Origin of the sequence: Sulfolobus sp. A20 (genome assembly GCF_001719125.1) — an archaeon.
In the GTDB taxonomy this organism is placed as follows: domain Archaea; phylum Thermoproteota; class Thermoprotei_A; order Sulfolobales; family Sulfolobaceae; genus Saccharolobus.
Genome location: NZ_CP017006.1, coordinates 1,871,925 through 1,891,560, shown reverse-complemented (window position 1 = coordinate 1,891,560; position 19,636 = coordinate 1,871,925). Strand labels below are relative to the sequence as shown.

Annotated in this window: 24 protein-coding genes; 11 read left to right on the top strand and 13 right to left on the bottom strand. The window is 33.7% G+C overall.

Annotated features, from left to right (window positions below; translation table 11 throughout):
- The first annotated feature begins 30 nt into the window (after positions 1 to 30).
- Positions 31 to 609 (top strand): hypothetical protein, encoded by a 579-nt coding sequence (locus BFU36_RS09780; RefSeq protein WP_069283829.1) that lies wholly within the window; start codon positions 31 to 33, stop codon positions 607 to 609.
- Here the strand turns inward: BFU36_RS09780 and BFU36_RS09775 are convergent.
- Positions 595 to 1,248 (bottom strand): 16S rRNA methyltransferase, encoded by a 654-nt coding sequence (locus tag BFU36_RS09775; RefSeq protein ID WP_069283828.1) that lies wholly within the window; start codon positions 1,246 to 1,248, stop codon positions 595 to 597. The genes BFU36_RS09780 and BFU36_RS09775 overlap by 15 nt on opposite strands.
- A 41-nt stretch (positions 1,249 to 1,289) precedes the next feature.
- On the opposite strand from BFU36_RS09775, the gene BFU36_RS09770 reads away from it, so the two are divergent.
- The 3 genes from BFU36_RS09770 to BFU36_RS13615 are packed head-to-tail and all read left to right on the top strand — an operon-like array spanning position 1,290 to position 2,302.
- Entirely contained in the window at positions 1,290 to 1,610 is a 321-nt protein-coding gene (locus tag BFU36_RS09770) for a ribonuclease P protein component 4 (RefSeq protein ID WP_069283824.1), read from the top strand.
- Entirely contained in the window at positions 1,564 to 1,824 is a 261-nt protein-coding gene (locus BFU36_RS09765; RefSeq protein WP_069283822.1) for a YhbY family RNA-binding protein, read from the top strand. Before BFU36_RS09770 ends, BFU36_RS09765 begins: the two co-directional genes overlap by 47 nt.
- Complete coding sequence (locus BFU36_RS13615) at positions 1,817 to 2,302, top strand: DUF371 domain-containing protein (RefSeq protein ID WP_083216383.1); 486 nt, start codon at positions 1,817 to 1,819, stop codon at positions 2,300 to 2,302. The genes BFU36_RS09765 and BFU36_RS13615 overlap by 8 nt, the downstream gene beginning before the upstream one ends.
- Here the strand turns inward: BFU36_RS13615 and BFU36_RS09760 are convergent.
- On the bottom strand, positions 2,225 to 2,971 hold the full coding sequence (locus BFU36_RS09760) for a methyltransferase (protein WP_069284710.1): 747 nt from the start codon (positions 2,969 to 2,971) through the stop codon (positions 2,225 to 2,227). The genes BFU36_RS13615 and BFU36_RS09760 overlap by 78 nt on opposite strands.
- 61 nt (positions 2,972 to 3,032) lie before the next feature.
- On the bottom strand, positions 3,033 to 4,031 hold the full coding sequence (locus BFU36_RS09755; RefSeq protein ID WP_069284709.1) for an NAD(P)/FAD-dependent oxidoreductase: 999 nt from the start codon (positions 4,029 to 4,031) through the stop codon (positions 3,033 to 3,035).
- 48 nt (positions 4,032 to 4,079) lie between these two features.
- Between BFU36_RS09755 and BFU36_RS09750 the strand changes: the two genes are divergently transcribed.
- Positions 4,080 to 4,469, top strand: a complete 390-nt coding sequence (locus BFU36_RS09750) for a hypothetical protein (RefSeq protein WP_069283820.1) — start codon at positions 4,080 to 4,082, stop codon at positions 4,467 to 4,469.
- Here the strand turns inward: BFU36_RS09750 and BFU36_RS09745 are convergent.
- Complete coding sequence (locus BFU36_RS09745; protein ID WP_069283818.1) at positions 4,447 to 5,517, bottom strand: MFS transporter; 1,071 nt, start codon at positions 5,515 to 5,517, stop codon at positions 4,447 to 4,449. The two genes, BFU36_RS09750 and BFU36_RS09745, sit on opposite strands and share 23 nt — an antisense overlap.
- 138 nt (positions 5,518 to 5,655) lie before the next feature.
- On the opposite strand from BFU36_RS09745, the gene BFU36_RS09740 reads away from it, so the two are divergent.
- Genes BFU36_RS09740 through BFU36_RS09725 form a run of 4 tightly spaced genes read left to right on the top strand, consistent with a single transcriptional unit; the run spans position 5,656 to position 9,720 of the window.
- Positions 5,656 to 6,405, top strand: coding sequence for an NAD(+)/NADH kinase (locus BFU36_RS09740; protein WP_069283816.1), 750 nt, complete (start codon positions 5,656 to 5,658; stop codon positions 6,403 to 6,405).
- The gene (locus tag BFU36_RS09735; RefSeq protein WP_069283815.1) at positions 6,389 to 6,868 is read left to right on the top strand and encodes an NOB1 family endonuclease; all 480 of its coding nucleotides are present in this window, start codon (positions 6,389 to 6,391) and stop codon (positions 6,866 to 6,868) included. Before BFU36_RS09740 ends, BFU36_RS09735 begins: the two co-directional genes overlap by 17 nt.
- Before the next feature lie 37 nt (positions 6,869 to 6,905).
- On the top strand, positions 6,906 to 8,606 hold the full coding sequence (locus BFU36_RS09730; RefSeq protein WP_069283813.1) for an AMP-binding protein: 1,701 nt from the start codon (positions 6,906 to 6,908) through the stop codon (positions 8,604 to 8,606).
- Positions 8,587 to 9,720, top strand: coding sequence for an aminotransferase class V-fold PLP-dependent enzyme (locus tag BFU36_RS09725; RefSeq protein ID WP_069283811.1), 1,134 nt, complete (start codon positions 8,587 to 8,589; stop codon positions 9,718 to 9,720). Before BFU36_RS09730 ends, BFU36_RS09725 begins: the two co-directional genes overlap by 20 nt.
- On the opposite strand, the gene BFU36_RS09720 is transcribed toward BFU36_RS09725, so the two are convergent.
- Positions 9,710 to 10,084 (bottom strand): hypothetical protein, encoded by a 375-nt coding sequence (locus tag BFU36_RS09720; protein WP_231961120.1) that lies wholly within the window; start codon positions 10,082 to 10,084, stop codon positions 9,710 to 9,712. The genes BFU36_RS09725 and BFU36_RS09720 overlap by 11 nt on opposite strands.
- Positions 10,085 to 10,119: 35 nt before the next feature.
- On the opposite strand from BFU36_RS09720, the gene cobT reads away from it, so the two are divergent.
- Positions 10,120 to 11,157 carry a nicotinate mononucleotide-dependent phosphoribosyltransferase CobT gene (gene cobT, locus BFU36_RS09715; RefSeq protein ID WP_069283808.1) on the top strand — a complete coding sequence of 346 codons (1,038 nt, stop codon included), beginning with the start codon at positions 10,120 to 10,122 and terminating at the stop codon, positions 11,155 to 11,157.
- Between the two features lie 55 nt (positions 11,158 to 11,212).
- Here cobT and BFU36_RS09710 read toward each other — a convergent pair whose 3' ends face one another.
- The 4 genes from BFU36_RS09710 to BFU36_RS09695 all read right to left on the bottom strand — a co-directional run bounded on the left by BFU36_RS09710 (position 11,213) and on the right by BFU36_RS09695 (position 14,774).
- Complete coding sequence (locus BFU36_RS09710) at positions 11,213 to 11,926, bottom strand: hypothetical protein (protein WP_069283806.1); 714 nt, start codon at positions 11,924 to 11,926, stop codon at positions 11,213 to 11,215.
- 25 nt (positions 11,927 to 11,951) lie between these two features.
- Positions 11,952 to 13,007: a radical SAM/SPASM domain-containing protein gene (locus BFU36_RS09705; RefSeq protein ID WP_069283804.1), complete on the bottom strand. Its 1,056-nt coding sequence runs from the start codon at positions 13,005 to 13,007 to the stop codon at positions 11,952 to 11,954.
- A 24-nt stretch (positions 13,008 to 13,031) separates the two neighbouring features.
- The gene (locus tag BFU36_RS09700) at positions 13,032 to 13,595 is read right to left on the bottom strand and encodes a hypothetical protein (protein WP_069283802.1); all 564 of its coding nucleotides are present in this window, start codon (positions 13,593 to 13,595) and stop codon (positions 13,032 to 13,034) included.
- Between the two features lie 129 nt (positions 13,596 to 13,724).
- The gene (locus BFU36_RS09695; RefSeq protein WP_069284708.1) at positions 13,725 to 14,774 is read right to left on the bottom strand and encodes a glycosyltransferase family 2 protein; all 1,050 of its coding nucleotides are present in this window, start codon (positions 14,772 to 14,774) and stop codon (positions 13,725 to 13,727) included.
- A gap of 51 nt (positions 14,775 to 14,825) precedes the next feature.
- Here BFU36_RS09695 and nucS point away from each other — a divergent pair, with 51 nt between their 5' ends.
- Positions 14,826 to 15,545 carry an endonuclease NucS gene (gene nucS, locus BFU36_RS09690; protein WP_069283801.1) on the top strand — a complete coding sequence of 240 codons (720 nt, stop codon included), beginning with the start codon at positions 14,826 to 14,828 and terminating at the stop codon, positions 15,543 to 15,545.
- 68 nt (positions 15,546 to 15,613) lie between these two features.
- Here nucS and BFU36_RS09685 read toward each other — a convergent pair whose 3' ends face one another.
- Genes BFU36_RS09685 through BFU36_RS09670 form a run of 4 tightly spaced genes read right to left on the bottom strand, consistent with a single transcriptional unit; the run spans position 15,614 to position 19,597 of the window.
- Positions 15,614 to 16,276, bottom strand: coding sequence for a hypothetical protein (locus BFU36_RS09685; RefSeq protein WP_069283799.1), 663 nt, complete (start codon positions 16,274 to 16,276; stop codon positions 15,614 to 15,616).
- Between the two features lies 1 nt (position 16,277).
- The gene (locus tag BFU36_RS09680) at positions 16,278 to 16,913 is read right to left on the bottom strand and encodes a TenA family transcriptional regulator (RefSeq protein ID WP_069283797.1); all 636 of its coding nucleotides are present in this window, start codon (positions 16,911 to 16,913) and stop codon (positions 16,278 to 16,280) included.
- 5 nt (positions 16,914 to 16,918) lie between these two features.
- The gene (locus tag BFU36_RS09675) at positions 16,919 to 17,638 is read right to left on the bottom strand and encodes an SDR family NAD(P)-dependent oxidoreductase (RefSeq protein WP_069283795.1); all 720 of its coding nucleotides are present in this window, start codon (positions 17,636 to 17,638) and stop codon (positions 16,919 to 16,921) included.
- 12 nt (positions 17,639 to 17,650) lie between these two features.
- Entirely contained in the window at positions 17,651 to 19,597 is a 1,947-nt protein-coding gene (locus BFU36_RS09670) for a thioredoxin domain-containing protein (RefSeq protein WP_069283793.1), read from the bottom strand.
- Between the last annotated feature and the right edge of the window lie 39 nt (positions 19,598 to 19,636).

The window sequence follows — 19,636 nt, the reverse complement described above, 5'->3', positions numbered from 1 at the left end:
GTATCCCTATAATTTTTATTTGGGTACAATATGCCAAGAGTTAATATAGCTGCAGAGGCTGACATAATAGAGCAACTAGAGAATGAGGCAAAAAAGAGAGGATATACAATATACTCCCTGACCAATACAGCTCTGAAAGCTCTTTTAAAACTGTTAAAGGAAAGTGAAGATCCAAACATGTTAGAAAGTCTGGTTGACTATTATCTAATATCAAAGGCATTGGATATCGTACCAGTGACCACGTGGTACTTGGAGAACTTGACTAAATTAGCTTATGAAAAGGATAGTAAGCAATATGAAACTTTATGTGAGGAAGTTGGTCAACAGATAGGTTCATTTTTAAAATCTAAGGCTTCTACCATTGAGGAATTACTTAACTTTTATACTAACATTAGAGAAATTCTACCTATCAGAAATGTTGTAGTCAAAAGTGATGGAGACTTGATGGAGTTTAGAGTAACTGGAATAGGGTTTAGTACAGTATCTACTTTGTGTGCGGGAAGAATATTTGCAAAAATCGCCGAGGCTTATAATTTAAAGGTAGTTAACGTTGAGGCAATTCCGGGAGGGATAGTCATAATAAGGGGAAAATTTTCAGGGCCAGTCTAGAACCATGTTACAAGCTGAAAATATTCTGCAAATAACTTGATTTGTTTCTAATGGAAATTTACTTATTGAATAAGCTTTTTTAGCCATCTTTACAACATAATCTGAGAAATCCCCATGCGGGAACGCACCTATTCCTAAAATCCATTTATTGTCCAACTTACATAACTCCTCAGGCTTAATCTTTTCTCCTTTCTCTGTTAATAACACTAAGTTAAATTCCATTAACAAATCCTCTAATTTTAAATTAAGAATTTCCATTAAAGGCTCATTTGATCCTGGAGGAACCTTCCCATATCTTAATAATTGCTCCATCAATCCTACGAACCTTGAATAGTTTTTAGGGGGTCTCATATTAGGGTTCACTTTTATGATTTTTGACTCAATAGTATGAATGTATACATTTCCTTTAACTGTAGGATCGGTTAGTATTAATAATAAAGCTTGATGCACTATATCTGGCCTTCCTCTCTTGTATTTATTTTCCAAACTCTTCATTGCATGATAATGTAAAGAGATGTCTAATAGCGTATCTTCAGGTTTCTTCCCTCTTCTCTTTGCATTCTTTATTACTGAGGGATGATCTACTATTTCTCTAGGAACTAACTCTATAGCTGATTCTAATAGAATGATATTAACCATTAGGTTATTTTTAAGATAAGAGGATTATAGTATTTACTGTAATGGTAAGAAAGAAGACTATTAAGGCAAGAATCATAGAGCTTATAAAGCTTTCAGTAATTATGGCTAAACAAGGGAATCTCGAATTAGCAAGGAATTACATAAGATTAGCAGTAATGTATTCTAGAAAGGGAAAGGTAAAGATACCATTAGAGTATAAAAGAATGTATTGCAGGAAATGTTACACTCCTCTAATTCCAGGGTTGACTGAGAGAAGAAGAATAAGATCAAAGATTTTAATTAGAACGTGTCTAAATTGTAATTGGCAACGGAGATATGTACTCACAAGAAATAAGAGATCTAATAAAGCAGGTCAAAAGTAAAACGGCTGATGTAAGAATAGGAAAGAACGGACTAAGTGAAAACATATTAAATGAAATAAAAAGAAGATTGGAATATCATAAAGTTGTAAAAGTGAAAATTGGTTACAATATAGAAGAAGATAGAAGAGAGTTTGCAAAGAAAGTAGCATCCCTTGTTGGAGCTAAACTTATAGAAGTGAGAGGTTATACATTTATATTAGCTAAAATTGATTGAAGTTGAAGAGATTATAATAAAAGGTCATAAAAACGTAAAGGGAACCCACAAGACTACCTTCGAAATAACTAGGGATGACTATCTAACACCTAAAGGGGATTGCATAATAGGTATTCTTGCCAGTAAAGGTAGTGCAGATTTATCCCAAAAATTTAAGGAACTTGTAAGAAATGATAATACCTTTATCTACGCTGTAATAAAAGTAGAAAACTTAATTGATATCATACATGGGCGTGGATCTTCGCAACTTGAATTAAACAGCTCAAGAAAAATGGTGTTTAGAAAATCAAATTATGTTGAAGGATCCACAGTGATGATACGTTCTGATAAGGCTGCAAGGGATATAAACCGAATGATAATTCAAGAATTGAAGAAAGGTAAAACTGGCATAGTTTATCTTTTAGCATCTGACAAGACCCTTGAAGATAAAGAGATTCTTAGAATAGTCCTTAATCTTAATCCATTCAGTATTTCCTAATTTATCTCTAGCATCTTCTTCTGAGTTAGTTAAAATGTAAAATACAACGTCTTTAGATACTCTACATAGCTCATGTTTATGATATACTACCATTGTAGGATTGTCAGCAAACGTTATTTCGAAAGCTTTATCCCTAAATGGTAGAAAATTAGCATCATAATTTACGATATCTACCATTCCCTTAAATTTATTCAAGCTAAGTGATTTCTTCAACATATACAAACCATTTATGTTAATATCCCCTGCTATAACATACACCTTCATCTTATGAATTATATTAAGGGCTATCGCACCGTAGCCGGTATAAGCATCTAAGATAGTCTTTTGGTTATTGATCATCTCTAGATTTTTTGCTCTATCTCTGGATAAAGAAGGATTAACGTAGACCTCTAACAAATTTACATAGAACTTTACCCCGTTCTCTTTATATATGGTATCAGATTTTTTCTCACCATATAAGAATTCTAACTCATTTGTTCTGTACTCTCCACTCACTCTTTTCTTCAAATAAACAGCTTTTATTCTTGGGTGATTTTCTATAATCTTCTTCGCTAATTTTACATAATCTACTTCAACATCCTTTGGAGTAATTATGGCTATATCTCCTATGATATAAAAGCTTCTAGCGCCCGGAAATGTTAAGCTAAGCCTTTCAGCCCTCTTCTTAATCACAATTTGATTTAGAAATGTTGATTTTTATACGTTACGTAATAATATGATGAAAAGAAAATCACTTAGCTTTAAACTTATCCATTTCTGAACTATGACCAGCAAACAATGAAGCATTGGGCTCTACATATTTCTTAGCTACACTTACCGCAATTGCCGCTTGTCCAAATCCAGTTGCTATTAATGCTAACTTGGGTGAGCCCTCTACCTGTGCAATATCACCTGCTGCGTATACACCAGGTAGGTTAGTCTCCATTTTACCATTTACTACTATATCCCTGCCTTTCATGGTTACTCCCCATTGAGGCATCTTTCCTAAGTCGCCCTTATATCCTATACTTATAATTATTGCATCAACGTCTAACACTTTCTCTTCCTTTGTCCTGTTGTCAAATATTATTGCTTGAGTAACTCTATTGCCATCACCTTTCACTTCTTTAAGCTCATGCCACGTATAAACAGTAGCAACACTGAATAGTTCTTTTACACTTCTCTCATGAGCCCTAAATTGGTCTCTTCTGTGAATTAACGTTACTGATTTGGCTAGCGGAGCTAATGTTAAAGCCCAGTCTACAGCTGAGTCTCCTCCACCTACAACTAATACTCTTTTTCCTTCAAAATCTTTTTTCCTTCTGACAGAGTAATATACTCCTCTGTTCTCATAATCTATTTCTCCCTTTGCCCCTAGCCTAGAGGGAGTTATTTTTCCAATTCCAGCTGCTATGAGTATGGTTTTTGTCTTATAAGATCCTTTATCGGTCTTTACGGTCCACATATTATCATTACTTTTCTCTATCCAATCAGCCCACTCGTTTATTCTGATATCTGGATTAAACATTTTTGCTTGCTCAACAAGTCTTTGTGCTAGATCATACGCTTGAATACCTGGAAACCCACCAACATCATATACAATTTTCTCAGGATATAAAGAAATTAATTGACCGCCTAATTCATCTTGTGCATCTATTAGTAAAACTTTCATATCTCTTAAACCAGCGTAGAATGTTGAAAAAAGGCCTATAGGACCTCCACCTATAACTACCATGTCATATTCGACCAAACTCTTTTGCACCCGTAACCATCTCGTACTTATACTATTTAAATTTTAATGCAAATTTATATTACCGATTACCTAACATTAAATGTGATTCAATCGTTTCAATTATTTGCTTTAATTTTGATAATTCCATTACCTATTCTATCATATTTGTGGTTTAGGTATTACAATATAATAATAACTGAAGGTAAAAAATATGTTGGTGAAAAATATACTGAAGAGGAGATTCTACTATTACCATCTTCCAGCAAAAAAGTGAAAATATCGGGAAAAACAGTAATAATTGTAAATGGTGTTAATGCGTGGATTACTATAAGGGTAAATGGAGGACCTAAACAAAAGGTTTTCAAAATAAGGCTTTTAAATAGTTCTGGGGAACTAGAACTCATTAATGAAAGTAAAGTATTTCAGCTAAAGGTTATACTGAGACGTTCCGCCTAACCGTAAATATTAGTAAGAGCATCAGGATACCTATAACATTCACCACGTACCACATATAGAAACCAGAATAGGAGGCAATTAATTGAAAATTCATACCTATTAGAATATTTATGGAGTTTACTAATGCTAAACCTACCGTAGTGTTAGCACCTTTCTGAAGTAGGGCAATAATCGAATACATGACAGATAATGCTAACTCATTAAATATTCCTATAATTATAATTCCTATAATATATAAATTTGTATAAAAAATTAAAGATGGCAAAGATCCAAGTAGAGATGAAATTATAAAGAGATTAAACTTACTTATTCCCCTTCTGTCGGCTAGAAATGCAAGACTCCCCCCTATCATTGAAGATACTAAAAGTAAAGATGTAAATAAGCTAGAATTAATTAGATTTATATGAAGATAATAGTACGCAAAAGTAGGGTATAGTTCACCAATTGCGTAATAAATCCCCCAAATCCCAGCAAAGGCAATTCCAATTATTAATATCCTATAGTCTTTAACAATTTTCCAATTAGGTTTCAAATTAGGATTATTTATATTTAATAGCAATGAAATAAATGATATTAAAGAAAGTATATAAAAATTAAGTTTTCCTCCAAGTATTAATGACCAGTTGAGCCCAATTAATCCTCCTAAGGCAAAGGCTGAGTTATAAATTCCTAACACTAGACCCGGAGAATTACTATTCAAAAAGGCTAAGATGCCTCCCCCAGTTGAAAAGAACATAGACGCACCTATTCCATCAATTAAATAGGAGATTAGGACAAGATAAAACGAGTTAGAAAAGCTTATAAATAATGGCGATAGTGACATTATACCTAAACCTAATAATAAAGTATTTCTTAATCCTAATTTGCTAGAAATATATGCCGATGGTAATTGCATAATTCCGGTACCAAGAAAGAAGGAAAAAGGTATTATACCACTTAAATCTACTGGAATATCGAATTTAGTTATAAAGTATGGAATTAATGGAGCAAGATAGAACCAATGAATTGCATAAATTATTCTAGCAACGATTATCCTTATTCCCTTCATAGTTTGTTATCCAACAATTAATTAACTAACATATAAAAGTTAGCCTTTTTTGCATCACTCTTACTATACTCGTTCTAAAGAAACAGAATAACTTAGCTTAAGAATATTATAAGCTTTAAATTAAATTGGAAAGTGAACATGAACATAAAAATAGTTACCAAACCTTCACTACAGACTTCTCCTACAGTAGAAAAAATAGCTAAGATTGCTGAGAACTTAGGATTTAACATAACGAATAGAGACTTCGATTACGTTGTAGCGATAGGGGGAGATGGAACTTTGTTAAAGGCTGTAAAAGAAGGTAAACCTATTATTACAGTGAGAGCTGGAAGAAGAGGTCTCTTAATGGATATTCCAATTGATAGAGTTGAAGAAGCTTTAACGAGACTAAAGAAAGGAGATTTCAAAATAGAGGAATACATGTTGCTTGAAGTGATGGTAGATAATAAGAACGAGCTAGTTTTTAATGAAACTGGAATTCTTTATGATAGACCAGAAGCTATAAAGGTAAGTATATCCTTTGATAATGAAAAGGCTTCCGTTGAAGGAGATGGAGTATTAGTCTCTACTCCACAAGGAAGTAGTGGATGGGGATTATCAATCACAAACTCTCTGCTATATAAAGACTTAAATGCTATTGAAATAATTTTCGTTAATCCGATCTTTTACTATCTAAAATCTATTGTATTACCTCCGAAAAAAATAGTATTGAAATTAGATGACAAAGGCTACATGCAGACAGCCAGGGTCGTTGTCGATGGCGAAATCTTTACTTTGATAAGAACTAACCAAGAGATAATAATTAAACCCTCAGAGAAAAAGGCGAAAATATTAAGGTTTTATAATTTAGATTTAATAGGAGAAGTGTTACATGCATATCGTGTTTGATACTGGAGCGTTCTTAGCCGGACTGCAATTGTCACTAGATAGAGTATATACTACACAAGAAGTTATAGAAGAGATTAGAGACAAAGTATCAAGATTTAATTTAGAGGTTTCTATTTCTTCTGGCAAAGTAATTGTAATGAAACCTTCTATAACTAGCAGGAGAAAACTAGATAAAATATTGCTAAAAGATCTGAACGAGAGAAAATTATCGCAAACTGATAGGTCAGTTATAGCATTAGCAATGGATTTATATCCTGCTATGGTGTTTACAGATGATTTATCCGTACAAAACGTATTAAAATACCTAGGAATCAAATATTCTTCCATTAGAGTAAACAGTACTGTAACTAGCGTTTATAAATTTAAATATATCTGTAAAAATTGCAAAAGAGAGTTTAATGTCCTATATTCAGAATGTCCAATATGTGGTGGAGAGATCATTAAAGTAGTTAATAATACTTAAAAGAAAAATAAATTAGTTTGACTATGAAGAAGACTATATGGACTATGTAACACTTTATAACTATGCCTTACAGAAGCCAGACAAATATTGGGAGAGCTATGCTAACAGATTATACTTCGAGAAGAAGTGGGAAAGAGCAATTCAAAGAAACGAAAAATTACCGATAGCTAAGTGGTTCGTAAATGGTCTAACAAATATATCTTATAATTCATTATCTCATAGCGGTAAGGCGATAATATTCTACCACGAGAACGGCAAAAGAAGAGATTTAACCTTTAATGAGCTAAACGATTTAAGTTCAAGAATAGCCGGATTACTACTCGATAAAGGTTTAAAGAAAGGTGATAGGATCGCAATTTATATGCCAAATATGATAGAGACTATAGCAACAATATTGGCTTCAGCAAGACTAGGAGTAATATATTCATTAATATTTGCTGGATTAGGAATTCAAGCTATTAATAATAGATTAAATGACCTTAAACCGAAGCTGGTAATTTCCACAGATAAGACTATCAGAAGGGGAAAAGAAATCAAGTTGTATACGGAACTGTCTGACATAATAATAAAAAGGAATGACGAGTTTGATTATGATAGAAAGTACGATAATTTTGAGTGGATAGAAAGCAATGAGCCATTAAAAATAATGTATACTTCTGGTACTACAGGTAAACCTAAAGGTATAATTTTGCCTCATGGTTCATGGATGGTTGGAGACTATACGGTTTTTGACTTAATGTTCTCTTTGAAACCTAATGATATAGTCTTAACTACTACAGACGTAGGATGGATAACCTTCTCAAGGATCATGTATGGGACTTTAACTCATGGTTCAACATTAGCTTTCTTAGAAGGAGCACCAGATTTTCCAGATAATAGATTAGCTAATATAATTGATGAGTTGCAACCTAAAGTATTATTCACCTCCCCTACTCTTCTTAGAAATTTACAGAAATTAAATGTAAAACTACCTAAAGTGGAGTTTGTAGCTACTGCGGGAGAGATAATGGATGAGACAGCATGGAAATATGCGTTAAGCTTTTCAGATAAGGTAACAGATGTTTACGGGCAGACTGAGCTAGGATATGTAGTAGGTTATCCATATAGTCTAGAAGGAATATCCCCTAAAGTAGGTTATGCAGGATTACCTTTCCCAGGTTCAGTAATGGACACTTTAGATGAAGCTGGCAAAAGTGTTAGACAAGAAGTAGGCTATTTAGTGTCTAAGACCCCATTCCCTACGCAATTTATAGGAGTTTGGAATGATAACGAGAAATTCTTAAGTTACTTTAAGCGGTTTAACTATCACGATACTGGAGACTTAGCCATAATTGATGCTGAAGGATATATAAAAATTGTTGGAAGAAACGATGACATGATTAAAGTGGCTGGGCATAGAATTACCAGTGGGGAAGTGGAAAGTGTAATAAACTCCATTAATGGAGTTGTTGAGTCGGCAGTAGTTGGTATTCCAGATGAGATAAAAGGTGAGAAATTAGTGGTATTTTATGTAGGAAGTGCTGAGGAAAAAGAAATAATATCTAGTGTCAAGAAGTTATTAGGACCAATATACGTTATAGATAAAGTATATAGAGTTGAAAGACTACCAAAATCGAGAAGCGGTAAAATAGTTAGAAGGATTTTAAGAGATATATTATTGGGAAAAGAAGTAGATGAAACTATATTAGAGGATGGAGAAGTAATAAAGGAGATTAAAAATGAAATTTCAAGATCCTAAAGAATTTAGGGATTTAGTCCCAGTAACTAGGAAATATATTTACCTAAACCATGCCTCTATATCTCCAACTCCTTTACCAGTCTTGTTTGAAGCTTATAGATACCTTTATGAAGTCTCATATAGAGGAAGTATAGCAGTCAATGAGGAAGAAGTTAATGATTTGTTTAACTTAAGAGAGAAAGTAGGCAAATTGATAAATGTTAGCCCAGAAGAAGTTTCATTTATTCCAAATACTAGTTATGGCGTTAACGTCGTAGCTCATGGCTTAGATATTAGACCAGGTGAAAACGTAGTCACTGATAACTTAGAATTCCCAACTGTGGTCTTTCCCTTACTAAAGTTAGCTAAAAAAGGTGTAAAGATAAATATTATCAGAACTAATCCTAATACTTTTGAAGAGGATATATTATCAAATATAAACAAGAATACTAGATTAGTTGCATTAAGCCACGTAAGCTTCAACACTGGTCTAAAAGTTGATGTAAAAAAGATAGTGAAAGAAGCTAAAGAGAATGGTTCTTATGTATTACTTGACGTTATACAGAGTGCAGGTGCAGTAAGAATTAACGCTAAGGAATTGGACGTAGATTTCATAGTAGCAGGGAGTTATAAGTGGTTAATGAGCCCTCAAGGTTCAGGATTTCTATATATTAAAAAAGGTCTCATTGAAGATCCACCATTTTACGGCTGGAAATCATCAAAGAACTACTTAGAGTTTAATTCTAATGAATTTATTTTAGAAGAAGGTCCTAGAAGATTCGAAATTGGAACTATTGATATGTCAGCAACGCTAGCTTTAGCAAAATCTTGTGAAATTCTTTCCGAAAATATGGATTTAGTAGAGAGTTCAGTATTAACTCTCTCAGCAATTACTATTAAACTAGCTGAAGAACATGGGTTCGAGGTAATAACTCCTAAGGATAGAAGGGCAGGAATAATAATATTAAAAGTAAATAAGGCTAGAGAAATAGTGAATTCATTAATTAACGAAAACATCGTGGTATCTCCGAGAGGAGAAGGTATAAGAATCTCTACGCATTTCTATAATACAAAAGATGAAATAAACAACGTTATTGAAAGGATATCTTACTATAACAAGAAATTTAACTCATAAGAGATCTTTTCTCTTTCTTGTATCTATTTATACTAATTATCGCCTCTTCTATATCCTCCATAATTCTTACTAACATCCCATATAAAATCTCATCATCAATCTTATCTAAGTTTTCCACAAGCGAATATATGTCCATTAATTCTTGGGCCAATAGGGGTGAGATAATGTTCATCTTCATTAACTTCCAAATAGCGTCTTCATACGAGCTATAAGAGATAACAATAGAAATTTCATCTCTTAGTACCTTTATCATTCCCAATATACCTTGCTTCACTCTTTCCTTTAATTCTTGATTACGCTTAAACTCTTCTAACTTAACCAAAGTCCCATCTTCAACCATCTTATAATATTCCCAGAAACTCACAAGCTTTTATTTGAACGCCTATCTTAATATTCATAATGATACCATCGATTAAGGAATACAATGGAGCGATAGCAGATGAGTTTAAGAGTGATTTTTTGTACCTTTTAACGATAGGCACTACAGATCTCAGTCTGGTCCCCGGGCTAACTATAGCCGGAGCTACGCCAGAACTAACTCATTTTACGCCTGCTGCAGATGCAGAGTACGTGATTCTGGGAAAATGTAAAAGTATAAAGACCATTCCGGTTAGTCCTTCTGGAATTCCAACGCCTGCTCTAATTACTAGGGCGTCACTATCATTTATAAATCCCGTTAAATTAGTAGTGAATGCTGGAAGTAGAATAATACCTAAAATTCCCTTCATAGATTTACAAGGAGAACCTGGAAAAGATATAAGAAAAGGAGCTATATCGGTTGAGAGTTTAGAAAGAGTCCTAGAGAACGGAATGACATTAGGTGAAGAACTGTCAAATTATTTTAAAACTATTCTCATAGCAGAATCCATACCAGCAGGAACTACTACTGCTATGGCAACTCTATTAGCTTTAGGCTATGACGCAATGGATAAAGTAAGTTCAGCTTCTCCAGAAAATCCTAAGGAATTGAAAAGGAGAGTAGTAGAAGAAGCATTAAAGAATCTACCTAACAGCTTAGAGGGCAAAATAGCTAAAGTTTCTGATCCTGTGTTGATAGCAGTAGCGTCTATCGCTCTAGGGTTTAAGGGCAAAATAATGTTAGCTGGAGGAACCCAAATGGTAGCTGCAGCAGCAATCATTAAGGCTTTAGATAAGAATAAATTAAAAGACATTACTATAGGTACTACAAGATGGATAATTGAAGATAAATCGGCGGATATGTTGGGATTAGTCAAACAAGTTGATGTAAAATTAATGGCAAGTATGATAGATCTTTCGCTCTCGAGTTTTGATGGAATTAAATCTTATGAAAAAGGCTTTGTCAAAGAAGGTGTGGGAGCTGGAGGTGCATCCATAATGGCATTTATAAGAGGTGTATCTAATCAAGAATTAGTTAAAAGAATAGATGAACAGTATAAAAAACTAATAAATAGTTAAGCAGATTACAAGAAAGCCTTGCCCCTTAGGGTGGGGAGTAGGTCAGATTTATAAATTATATATTTTGTGAATCTTTCGGCAAAATTTTGGAGAGTACAAAGTCCTTACTAACTTCCATTACAACATGTATTGAATTAACTAAATCTGATATTACAAAGGGGGCTGAGAATAAAATTACCTTTTCGTCACATGACAAAATCGAGAATGAAACTTTTTTATCAATCTGAATAACATTTAATTTTTCCTTAATCTTATTCCTAACTTGATTTACTTCTTGCATTAGATTTTGTAGATTTTCCCTTAATATATTAATTTGCGAAATCATTTGCTTTCTCCTCTTAAACGCGTAATAATTTATTAGAAGTATTGCGACTACGGAGAGTAATACTATGTAGTAAATATTCAATACCATGTGTTGCATATTTAAGATAAAATATATCATAACATCTGCAATAACGATTAATACGGATATAATTACCCCTAAATATATTAACCGATTATACGTTCTTTGGGCATTACTCAATTCACTATTAAGCTTCGCTTCTTCGTCCTTTTTATAAACTTCTCTTTGTACGCTTAACCAACCCGCCCAATTCTTATCACTAGTTATTATCGTTGTTTTTACACCGCTAGCAGCCTTTAATAACAATTCCTTAGCAGCCTCTTGGTCCATTTCATAAGTAACTAGTAATATTGAAGAAGTAGCAGTGTTTAACATACTTTTAATCATATCTAATAATTTTTCTCCTTCATAAATTTGAAGGCTCATCCATTATATATACTAATACTAGTTTTTAAGGAATTACCTCTGTTGAGTCCAGTATTGGGTTGTAATACAGATCATTCAATTTTATTCTGCTTTTAGCAATTAATTCTTTAACTTTGGGAATTATAGATAATACTATCCTAAGATATTCCTTATTTACCTCGTCAACTACTTTAAACCCTTCTTCACCCCAATATCTCTCCTTCTGGGCGTACAGACATCTTCCACCACAATAATCTCTGAATTCACAATTTTTACAATCTTGAGGCAAAGGATCTTCCATAATTCTGAAGCCATTTTTGACGTTACCTAACTCTGCCCACTTCTCTCTAACTGCAATAGGGCAAGAAAGAACTCTACCATCTGGAGTAACTGTCACTGAAGAATAACCAGCACCACAAGGTGATCCTTTATATCCTCCGAAGAAGTATGCACTTATTACACCTAGAATAGGTATTATCTTAATTATCTCTCCTTCTTCTAGTTTTGACAAGAAAAATTGTACTAACTTCCTAATGCCAGGTAAGTATGAGGAATATGCCCAGCTCTTAAAATCCCATTCTTCACTCCATATTACGTCTAATTGCCAATGAACTTTGTCAAATAATTTGAGATTAATTAGATGCATTACATCTTCATAAATATCAGTATCTTGAGTTACAGCCATTCTGGCGATTGTTTCCACACCGAGACTTTTTAGATGTTTAGAAGCTCTTAATACCGCATCATAGATGCCTTTTCCCCTATGCTTATTAGTTATTTCCTCTCTTCCATCAATCGAAAGGAGGACAACGTTAATTCTCTTCCAATATTCATCTGGTAAAAGCTTATATAAAGTGCCGTTTGTTTGTATACCATATCTCCTAGCTTTAATATTATCTAGAACGCTCATTATGAATTTTGGGTTTAGTAGAGGCTCTCCACCATAAAAAATTATAGTAGAGTCTCTATCTTCTTCTATCATCTTCTTTAAGCTTAATACATCATAGTTTACAGAGTATGGCACGATCTTTTCAGGGAATGATCCGCCACAATAATCACAAGCTAAATTGCATTTCCCTGTTGTCATTAAAATCCATAGCATAATATGAGAGATGAAAAACAGTTTTTATATATTTTTAGCGTAATCTAAAGCTTTCTTTAATGAGATATCCTCTTGCGTTCTTTTCACATCATAATATAATTTTAATGCATAGTAGAGTAATTTAATGTAATCATTTAAAGAAGTGTAGATTAGAGGTCTCTTTATTTCAATCTCTATTACTAAGGAATCGTCTAAAACCTTATAGATGAAACCCTTATTGCTCACTACTGAATTAATCAAGTCAACTCCTGTAATCAGATCAAGATCCAAGCTAGGCATCGTTACGATTTTATTTCCCTCTATTTTAATGTCAATTGAATCCCTCCATCTCTCTGATGCATATAGCACTTCTTTTAATTTATTTACTGAATATAAGTAATGAGAAAACGCTTCCTTAATATCATCTTCTATGTCCTTGTAAGGATATATTATTAAACCATAATCACCATTAAATTCCTCAGCTAAATACAACTCCTTGCTGTTATTTTCTCTCATCGTAATCCAATTATCCTTCTTATCTTCTATTAAGAACCTAGATATTACCTCTCTAAATGAATATATGTTTAAGTAAATTTCAACTATATTCATGGTCTCACTCAGCAGTGGTCCTAATATCACCCTAACTCATGAGTACTCGGCTTCATCATCTCAGCATCACGCCTACAATCATCAAATCATAAGGGGTAGAACTTCAGCATACAGTAATAAATTAAGTTTCTAACTTAAAGGTTTAACTATGTACTTTCTACCTCTCCAATAAACTTCCCTCCTATTCCAATTATATATTAACAAGAATAGTGCATATGGTATTGCAAGTATAGTCATCAACGACGCTATCATCGCATTTTTTGGATAATCTATTCCTCTTATTACGTTTTTAACTATCCATAAAATATAAGGAGTAAACGTTACAAGATTTAGAAACACTATGGAATAAACTAAAATAAACGTGAAGAAAGTCCCAGCAACTAAATATGCCTTAGCCCCCCTTGGCGAGTAAGCTAAAATAGTAATTATCTGCCTACTAGACCACTTAACCAAATCCTTTTCGTCATAAACGTTCAAGGGAACACAGTTCATGAGAAAACCAATTTTCCCATTATTACGTTTCACAATTCTGGTTAAAGTACAATCATCACACCACTCCTTTGAAAGTTCATCAATAACGTCTTTGTTGAAGAAACTCTTCCTAAACGCCATCGAGCCTCCCCATAGAAATCTTGAATTTTCTAACGATTGGGACTCGAAACCTAAAGTCCAAAACCCAGCCCTTAGCAAATTACTTAAACTCAACTTAGAGGGGGAGGGCCATGAGAAGGTGGTAGTAGCGGTAAATTTATCGAGAGGTCTAACTAACTTATACAGCCAATCCTTTGGGTACCAAGTATCAGAATCAGCAAAAACTATTACATTATATGAAGCGTACTTTAAACCAGAGAGCTGAGCTTTAATCTTACCACTACATGCTTCACAATTATAATCTGAATATACAACCCTTACATTATACTTTCTTAAAACCTTCTCTACATCATCTCCTTTATCGACCACATAAATAACCTCGTAGGGGTAAGGATAATTTTGTGATAAAAGGGATAAAATATTGCCCTCTAACCTCTCATCCTCCCCCTTAATAGGAACTATTATTGAGACACTGTCCAAAAAATTGCCTTCTATTCTCCTCATCTTAACCTCGTTAATAATTTGCAAAATTATTAGCAAATTTACCAAAATGACAAGAAGGTAGAGAATGACAATATAAAATTCCATCATTGATGAGAAGTTCAATAAAATATATAAGAGTTACTACGTAGTAATACTGTGTTTACGGTATTACCAGAGCCAGAGGTTTATCAAGCCTACACTTTTCTATCTCAAAAAGTGTATAAAGAACTGATAGTAGTTTTTGCAGATTGTGAAATAGCTTATAGGGGAAGGGCAGAATCAAAAGCTTCATCGTCCCCAAGATTAGTCATTATAAAACCTGATGGAACTATTGTGATCCATGAAAGCGTTAAAAGAGAACCCATTAACTGGCAACCACCTGGTACTAAAATCACGATAATGGAAGATCCTTTAAAGATAATCGCAGAGAGAACTAGACCAAGAGAAGTAATAGAAGTTTATCTCCATAAAATTTACTACATAACATCCTCCCTAGTTATGAATGGAGATTTCATCATCAAGGGTAGAGAAATTGATATTGTGGAAAAAATTATGAGAGAGCCAGAAATCATTGAAAGAGGTTTTAAGCCAATTCAAAGAGAATTCAAAACACCTTATGGAAAAATAGATCTTCTAGGAATTGATAAAAATGAAAGGTACGTTATAGTTGAAGTTAAGAGAAGTAAAGCGCAATTACAAGCTGTATCCCAACTTTATCGTTACTATTTATATTTTAGACAGAGTGGGAAGAACAATGTAAGGGGTATTTTAGTAGCCCCTGAAATAACTAAAAACGCACATGACTTATTAACAAAATTAGGGTTAGAATTCATTAAAATTGAATCTGATAAAGGGAGGATAAACCTCGCCCCTTAAAGGCAAAGCTTACCTCCTCCCCGCCCTAAAGGGAGAGGCTTGTCGTTCTCTTTGTCAGTTAATAACAACTAACTTAGTTTGTTCCTTAGAAATTTTAATAACTCATCGTATTTCTCATTGAACGTTCTGAACCCATATAATTTTCTTTTGAATTCGTCTACACTTGAAGATAAAAATTCGATACAATCTTCAGATATAAGAAAATAATCTGACTCATAAGTACTATCTAAGTTTATTACACTCTTTATACAACCTTCACGCTTATTTCCTAACGTTATCTCAATCTTCTTCTTCACGCTTAGTTGAGCTGACTGCGATGAAAAATCGTTAGTTAGTCTTATCACTAGATTATCAACACTAATGTCTAGACACTTAGAAGGATTTACATTTAAATTACAGATAAGAGATAACATTTCCGCTATCAATTTAGTTGGAATATTATAATTAATACTAAAATTGTATAACATGCTATTTACGTCCTCTTTAATCTCGTTAAGGAGAGATAAAACCTTGCCTCTAGCATCGTTTCCCTTAATAACCCTTAAATTATGCATGTCAAATAACCTATTTCCATCAAACGACACTCTCACACCCTCAGACGAGAATATGGAAAGGTTAAATACGTTATCCCCTTTCAGCTGAAAATCTAAGACATACTTATTTCCATTAATGTTAAATTTTATTTCATCAGAACGACACTCTAATGAATAACTAAGCTGGCTTATCCACAAATTAATACACCGTTTGATCTTTAGCTAGAGAAGAGTCCCAAAATCCTATTTCAAATCTTATACTCCTTTCAAATATCTTTAAAGTTCTATCATTTACAACTATCTTATCTAAGGAGTCTAAAATAGCGTAAACTCTCCTCTTATAATCTTCTGATGCATAAAAGGAAGCCCATAACTTAAACACTTCATTCTTACTTTCAATCACATAATCTCCTATCTCACTATATCCCAACATACAAGGTGTTACTGCAACAAGAAACTCCTCCCAGCCTATGCTGGCATGGTAATATAAATGTCTAGTATAAGCATAATTAATTAAATTATACCCAGTTTTCTCTATTTCCTCTTTACTTATGTTAAGCAATGAATATAACCTCTTATTATTTTCCATACCTTTATCCCTTGAACTAAAAACTGAATTGAGTATCTTAACTACATCTTCTACAGGTCCCTTACTCGATGCCAATAATAAGGCTCTTAACATTCCCTCCACATATTTTGAATCTTGAATCAAATAGTATCTAAAAATATCTAACGGTAAGTTGCCTTCTCTCATTCTGACGACGAACTCATGCCTAACATACTTTTTCCATAATTCTTCAGTACTTCTTAATAAATATTCAATTCTGCTAGTCATCGATTTCACCTAAGCCTAGAACCACCATCCACGGGTATAACAACGCCATCTACCCATTCTGCCTCATCAGATAACAACCATATGACTACTCTAGCAAAATCCTCTGGTGGTGCTTTCGGGTCACCTAATTTCCTAAGAGATTTCCAATCCCTTTCTGGAACGAAATCTCCTTCAATATATGTTGGGGCAATACCATTAACCCTTATCCCTTTTCCTAACAACTCCGAAGCTAAGACTTCGACCGCTTTCGTTAGCCCAGCTTTAGCTATTGCATATGATAATTGCTTTGGAGATGATTTCATCAGTCCGCTTAGAGACGAGATTAATATCACACTAGAACCTTCTCTCAGATATTCTAGTGATGACTTAACCGCGTACAACGGTATCTTTATATGATTTCTTAACATTTCTTCGAGACCAGAAAAATTTTCAATATCGTCCTCAATATATCCTCCTACTGTAACGACCAAATGATCTATTCCACCTAATTTAGATGCGCAATCATCAATTACTTTCTTAGAACTAGTCATCGATGATAAGTCGCCTACTACGTACTCGATCTTACCATATTTCTCTAAATTACCCTTCATCTTCTTTAACTTATTCTCATTTCTGGAATTAATACAAACCGAGGATCCTTCTCTCAAAGCAAAATACGCTATTGCATAACCTAAACCTTCACTAACACCAAGAATTACAGTTTTCTTATTTTCTAACCTTCCCATAATATAAAAAATTCATAGCTTAGTTTTAAGCAATTGTTTAATACTCGATTCATCTGATACTGGCATGCTACAAGTATTACCTATACATACGTAAGCCCTACTCTTTCCGGCATTATATCTCAACATTGCTCTAATTACTGAACTAACATAATCCTTTCTACTGTCATCAACTCTCTCCACAACCTTAAATGGATAATACGTGGTTAAGGCTACCCTATGAAGCTTTTCAGCTAAGCCATCCTTCTCATCAACTACTACCACATGAGCTAGACCATTAACATAAGAGCTTACGGAGTTTATTATCCCAGCTATGAATTGAGCATTCTCATTAGTTAGTGTTGGTGTAATTGACCTAATCCTTTCCTCATCCACCTTGAACTCATCAGATAAAAGCGATAGCTTAAGCAAACCCCTAAGATACATAGAGCTAGATGACTCATTAGGAGTATCCATGAAGTTCTCCGGCTTAAACTCTGAGATAACCTTCCTCCCTAAATCAATAGCAGCGTCATAATATTTAGGATCACATAAAACCTCATAAGCAGATATAATTGACAACAAGGAAGAAGTGTAATCCTCTAACAAGCCATCTTTACCTCCGCCTAACCTCCTACTAATGATACCCCTATTACTCATTATCTTATCTACAACCCACCTAGCCTCATCTATTCCTTTTCCAAGTATTACTGAAGAATATAACAAAGCTTCAGCTATTTTAGCATTAGTATAAGTATAAACGCTATCATCCCTATATGGCATTTTTCTATTTTTCTCTCTATAATGTAGTAACTTTCCTCTTACTTCATTAACCTTATTTAATACCTCTTCCTCTCCTAACTTTAACAATTTAACTAGATCCCTCAGCCCATATTTTCTTAAAAGTACCTTCCTACCTTCTACATCTACTGTATCATCTAAATCAAATATTTTTAACGCAAAATCAAAGTCTTTGCCAAGTGCCTCTCTTAACTCATTCTCAGTCCAAGTATAATATTTTCCTTCAATTCCTTCACTATCAGCATCTAGACTATTAGCAAATCCAGAATCCTTAATGTATAATTCTCTTATTACAAAATCCACAGAATTCTTTAGCCCATCTAAAATTTCTACGTCTAATGTGGCTATATAATAGTTAAAATAATCATAAATTAACTCCGAATTATCTATTAATAATTTCTCGAAATGAGGCAACTTCCACTCTCTATCCACAGTGTATCTGTGAAATCCCCCTCCTACTTGATCGAAAATGCCACCATAATACATTTTCTTAAGAGTGAAGCTACCTAACTTTTTCCCTAAATCGTCACCTTTAACCGCTGAGTAATTTAGGAACAATAAGTCAACCATGGTGTGAGGAAATTTTGCACCATAACCTAAACCACCATATTCTATATCATAGTATGAAGTTATATATGAGAAAGCATCGTCCAATAAATTACGACCTAAACTATCAACACTCTTGTATACAACTCGTATATCAGATAAACTTAAAGAACCAGACTCAATTTTTTCCCTTTCCTCTCTCCAAACTCTCATAATTTCTAATAGAACCTTCCTAAATCCTATCCTCCCATACATGTCCTCTGGAGGGAAATAAGTTCCTCCAAAGAATACCTTCTTATCCGGAGTCATGAAAACTGTTAAAGGCCAACCAGACTCTCCTGTTATAGCCATTACCGCATTTTGAAGTACTCTATCAACATCTGGCATCTCATCCCTATCTACTTTAATAGGAATAAAGTTCTCGTTTATAATCTTAGCTATTTCTGGATTAGAGTACGTATTCTCATCCATTACATTACACCAGTGACACCACGAAGCTCCTACATCGACTAAGATAGGTTTATCTTCTCTCTTAGCAATCTGAAATGCCTCGTCACTCCAAGTGTACCAGTTCACGGGTTGTTCCACTGCCTTCCTTAAATATCCACTATTAGAATTACTTAATCTCTCATTCATTAGAATATTTTTAGAACACATACATATTTAAAATTTCTT

Coding starts and splice junctions, on each gene's coding strand:
- BFU36_RS09780 (WP_069283829.1), top strand. CDS start 31: ATGCCAAGAGTTAATATAGCTGCAGAGGCTGACATAATAGAGCAACTA.
- BFU36_RS09775 (WP_069283828.1), bottom strand. CDS start 1,248: ATGGTTAATATCATTCTATTAGAATCAGCTATAGAGTTAGTTCCTAGA.
- BFU36_RS09770 (WP_069283824.1), top strand. CDS start 1,290: ATGGTAAGAAAGAAGACTATTAAGGCAAGAATCATAGAGCTTATAAAG.
- BFU36_RS09765 (WP_069283822.1), top strand. CDS start 1,564: ATGTACTCACAAGAAATAAGAGATCTAATAAAGCAGGTCAAAAGTAAA.
- BFU36_RS09750 (WP_069283820.1), top strand. CDS start 4,080: ATGCAAATTTATATTACCGATTACCTAACATTAAATGTGATTCAATCG.
- BFU36_RS09745 (WP_069283818.1), bottom strand. CDS start 5,517: ATGAAGGGAATAAGGATAATCGTTGCTAGAATAATTTATGCAATTCAT.
- BFU36_RS09740 (WP_069283816.1), top strand. CDS start 5,656: ATGAACATAAAAATAGTTACCAAACCTTCACTACAGACTTCTCCTACA.
- BFU36_RS09735 (WP_069283815.1), top strand. CDS start 6,389: ATGCATATCGTGTTTGATACTGGAGCGTTCTTAGCCGGACTGCAATTG.
- BFU36_RS09730 (WP_069283813.1), top strand. CDS start 6,906: ATGGACTATGTAACACTTTATAACTATGCCTTACAGAAGCCAGACAAA.
- BFU36_RS09725 (WP_069283811.1), top strand. CDS start 8,587: ATGAAATTTCAAGATCCTAAAGAATTTAGGGATTTAGTCCCAGTAACT.
- cobT (WP_069283808.1), top strand. CDS start 10,120: ATGATACCATCGATTAAGGAATACAATGGAGCGATAGCAGATGAGTTT.
- BFU36_RS09710 (WP_069283806.1), bottom strand. CDS start 11,926: ATGAGCCTTCAAATTTATGAAGGAGAAAAATTATTAGATATGATTAAA.
- BFU36_RS09705 (WP_069283804.1), bottom strand. CDS start 13,007: ATGCTATGGATTTTAATGACAACAGGGAAATGCAATTTAGCTTGTGAT.
- BFU36_RS09700 (WP_069283802.1), bottom strand. CDS start 13,595: ATGAATATAGTTGAAATTTACTTAAACATATATTCATTTAGAGAGGTA.
- BFU36_RS09695 (WP_069284708.1), bottom strand. CDS start 14,774: ATGGAATTTTATATTGTCATTCTCTACCTTCTTGTCATTTTGGTAAAT.
- BFU36_RS09680 (WP_069283797.1), bottom strand. CDS start 16,913: ATGACTAGCAGAATTGAATATTTATTAAGAAGTACTGAAGAATTATGG.
- BFU36_RS09675 (WP_069283795.1), bottom strand. CDS start 17,638: ATGGGAAGGTTAGAAAATAAGAAAACTGTAATTCTTGGTGTTAGTGAA.
- BFU36_RS09670 (WP_069283793.1), bottom strand. CDS start 19,597: ATGAATGAGAGATTAAGTAATTCTAATAGTGGATATTTAAGGAAGGCA.